3 protein-coding genes and 1 pseudogene are annotated in these 3,318 nt (G+C 70.4%); 3 read left to right on the top strand and 1 reads right to left on the bottom strand.

What is annotated here, in order from left to right; translation table 11 throughout:
* Positions 1-173: 173 nt before the first annotated feature.
* Positions 174-1,043 carry a helix-turn-helix domain-containing protein gene (locus ACFXA3_RS39195; RefSeq protein ID WP_385195625.1) on the bottom strand — a complete coding sequence of 290 codons (870 nt, stop codon included), beginning with the start codon at positions 1,041-1,043 and terminating at the stop codon, positions 174-176.
* Between the two features lie 336 nt (positions 1,044-1,379).
* Between ACFXA3_RS39195 and ACFXA3_RS39190 the strand changes: the two genes are divergently transcribed.
* The 3 genes and pseudogenes from ACFXA3_RS39190 to ACFXA3_RS39180 all read left to right on the top strand — a co-directional run.
* Positions 1,380-2,048: a helix-turn-helix transcriptional regulator gene (locus tag ACFXA3_RS39190; protein WP_054221521.1), complete on the top strand. Its 669-nt coding sequence runs from the start codon at positions 1,380-1,382 to the stop codon at positions 2,046-2,048.
* Positions 2,049-2,112: 64 nt separating this feature from the next.
* On the top strand, positions 2,113-2,670 hold the full coding sequence (locus tag ACFXA3_RS39185; protein ID WP_385195622.1) for a toxin-antitoxin system, toxin component: 558 nt from the start codon (positions 2,113-2,115) through the stop codon (positions 2,668-2,670).
* Positions 2,667-3,318, top strand: a pseudogene (locus ACFXA3_RS39180) (hypothetical protein); the annotation flags it as partial. The gene ACFXA3_RS39185 and the pseudogene ACFXA3_RS39180, both read left to right, overlap by 4 nt.

The raw sequence follows: 3,318 nt of genomic DNA, 5'->3' as shown, positions 1-3,318 counted from the left end.
CCCGTAGACGAGCGGAACCCGGAATCCGCCTCCGCCGAGGATGGTCAGCCGCACGCCCTACCGCCCTTCACCGCGCCACGATCGGTGCCACGATCCGTGGCATCCGCTCCGCGGCCCGTGATCGACCCGTGTTGGAGGCCACCAGTGTCCCCCGCCGCGCGGCGGGCGGGGAGTCAGTCCAGTGACGGCACGGCGCGCAGCCGGGGGCCCTGGTGGAGCGGGGTGGCGCCGGAGCCCCGGACCGGGCCCGTCGCCGCGCCCTGCGGCGTCGACAGGATCATGGTGATCCGGGTGAGGCCCATCGCGTCCAGCATGCGGCTGGATTCGGCCACCATCCGGCAGCGCACGTGGCCCCAGCGCGGGTCCCAGTGGCGGACGGTGCGCACGGCTCCGTCGCGCTCGGCGGCATCGGCCCCGTGGGTGCTCAGCCAGTGCGGCACGCCGTAGCGGTAGGCCGCCTCCATGAACGGGTCGCGGGCCACCTCCTGGCGGATGCTGCTCAGGCCCTCGTCGTCCGGGGCCGCGGCGAGCGCGTTCGCGAACTGGGCCAGCAGCGGTACGCACCAGGCCGGTTCGTGGTCCTCCAGCACGGCCGCGGCGTCCGGGTGGAACAGCACGAAGCGCAGGAAGTTGTCGTCGGGCAGGGCGGTCGGGTGCGGGCGCACCGACTGGAAGAGCTTGTCGAAGGCCGAGTTGGTGAGGGCCACGTCCCAGCGGTGGTCCACCAGGAAGCTCGGGTAGGGCACGGCCTCCATCAGGGCCGCGTAGTCGCACAGGTAGTCGCGCTGGGCGGGGTCCTGGGGCAGCCGGTTCTCCTCGGCGGCGCGCCAGGTGGGCGGCGGGTCCCGGTCGACCATGACGCGGAAGAGCCAGAAGCACTGCCGCTCGCTCATCTCCAAGGCCTCGGCCAGGGCGAGGAGTTTGCGGTCCGTCCACTCCTTGACCAGGCCGCGTTCCCAGTTGCCGTAGGCGCGGACGCTGATGTGCAGGCGGGCGGCGACGTCCTCCTGGCTCAGGCCCAGCTCCTCGCGCCGCTGGCGCAAAATCTCCTTGCGTCGCTCCGACCGCACTGCGCCGCGTGCGGAATCTTCGCCCGCCAGGCGCTCCTCACCGGCTCGGGCGAGGCCATCGGACGGGCCCACCGCTGCGAGATGTGGCACCGAGAGCTCCCCCTCTTCACGGTCTGGATCTTCAATTTCCTCTGGCGATCCTGCTACCGACTTCATTCGAGTGTCAACTATCGTGGCAATTCCAGCCTCTTGACAGCTCATTCCCGCCACAGCTGTGGCAAGTTCTGGCCCTGCGGCAGGTCCTCGGCTAGATTCCAAAAGCCGACCATGTGCCCGTACCGACCCCGCCGCGATCTAGGAGAACCACTGGTGACAGACGGCTTCCCGGCTCCCGTCGCGGTGGCCAACGCGCCCCTGGCAGCCACCGTCACGCGCGTCGCCGAACTCGCGGGCAAGATGGGCCACGACCTGAACAAGGTCTTCGACCTGCGCCGCCTCTCCGAGGCCTCCGGCGTCCCCGCCGACGTGGTCAGGACCCTGCTGGACGGCCGGCCCGCCGGCGAGCCCTGTCTGCAGACCCGTTTCCTCCAGCGCCTCGACCTGCTCCGGCGCACCCGGCTGAAGCCGAACGGACGCCGCTACACGCAGCAGGAGATCGCGGACGGCGCCGGCATGTCCCGGCAGCAGGCGGGCGCCCTGATCAACGGCGACCGCAGGCCCACGATGGAGCACTGCGACGCGATCCAGCGCTTCTTCGGCGTGCACGCCGGCTTCCTCACCGCGCACGACGCCGACGCCCTCACGGACGCCCTCCAGCGGACCGAACAGCAGCTGCTCCAGGACTACGCCGGCCGCGCGCGCGAAACCGTACCCGCCGCGGCCGCTTCGACCGGCGATCCGCTGGCAAGACTTCTCCAGAACCACGGCGTCCGGGGCATCGCCTGGCGCGCCGCCCAACTGCCCAGTGACAAACACCGGGACAAGGTGACCGAATGGCTGGACATGCTTCTCGAAAGCGTCAAACCGAATGAATCCTGACCCAGTCGAGAGTCTGGGTCTGATCCTTGAGTCCTGATCCGGATCCGCGCCGACGGGGAGAACGGTGAGCATAGGCAGAGAGCAGCGCCGGTTGTGCAGCGAACTGGTGGCCGGGCTCCGGCTGACCGCGCCCGCGGAACCCGTGGACCTCTACGCCGCCCTGTGCGAGGGCATGAGCAAGCACCGCGGCCGCCGGGTGGACTTCCGGATGGCCTCGTTCCCGCCGGGGACGGCCAGCGGCCTGTGGCTCGACATGGCGGACCGCGATCTGGTGGTCATCGAGGAACGCACGGCGCCCGACCACCAGCTGGTCATCCTGGGTCACGAGCTGTGGCACATGAAGGCCGGCCACTGCAGCCACCACGTCGACGGAGCCGCCGTCGCCGCCCGGCTGCTGTCCGACGAGGCCGACCTCGGCGAGACGGTCCGGCGCGTCGCCGCGCGCACCCGCGCCGACGTCTCCGAGGAGACCGAGGCGGAGACGTTCGGTTTACTGCTGGGCAGCCGTTGCCGCAACTGGCTCGCCGGTTCCGCGGGCCACCGGGCGCCCGCACAGCGTGACCAGTTGGCGGGCCGCATCGAGGCCTCGCTCGGATACCGGGGGCACAGGAACGACCGTTGAACGGCCAGGACTACTACATACCGGCAGCCGCCCTGGCGGTCTCCCTCGCCTTCAAGCTGCCGGCGCTACGGAACAACTGGCGCGACCCGCTCCTGCGGTCGGTCTGCGCCCTGCTGATCCTGGCCGGATCGGTGTTCACCTTCGCCGCCCCGCCCACCATCGTGGCGGTCAACCGCTGGACCGGTGTCACCAACTTCTCCGCCCCGCTCGTCTACTGCCTGATCACCCTGTTCAGCGCCGCCTGCCTGGTGCTCATCGTGAACTGGCGCGGCGGTCCGCCCGAGGAGACCCGGCGCATCTCGCGCCGCTGGATGCTCGGCTACGCCGGCGTCGTCGTGGTGCTGGTGGCGCTGTTCCTGCTCGGCGAGACCCCGGTCGAGCGGCTGCGCGACTTCGACACGTACTACGCCAACACCCCCTACATCCAGCAGATGATCGCCCTGTACCTGACGGCGCACCTGGTGGCGGCCGTCGTCATGGTGGCCATGTGCTGGCGCTGGTCCCTCCAGGTGCACGGCTGGCTGCGGATCGGCCTGATGATCATCGTCTCGGGCTACGTCTTCAACCTCAGCTACGACGCCACCAAGATCTCCGCGGTCGTCGCCCGCTGGGCGGGCCACGACCTCGACGACCTGAGCACCTACATCG

The organism is Streptomyces sp. NPDC059456, assembly GCF_042750055.1.
Taxonomy (GTDB): Bacteria; Actinomycetota; Actinomycetes; order Streptomycetales; family Streptomycetaceae; genus Streptomyces.
The sequence above is the reverse complement of the archived record's forward strand: the minus strand, read 5'-3'. Positions and strand labels throughout refer to the sequence as shown.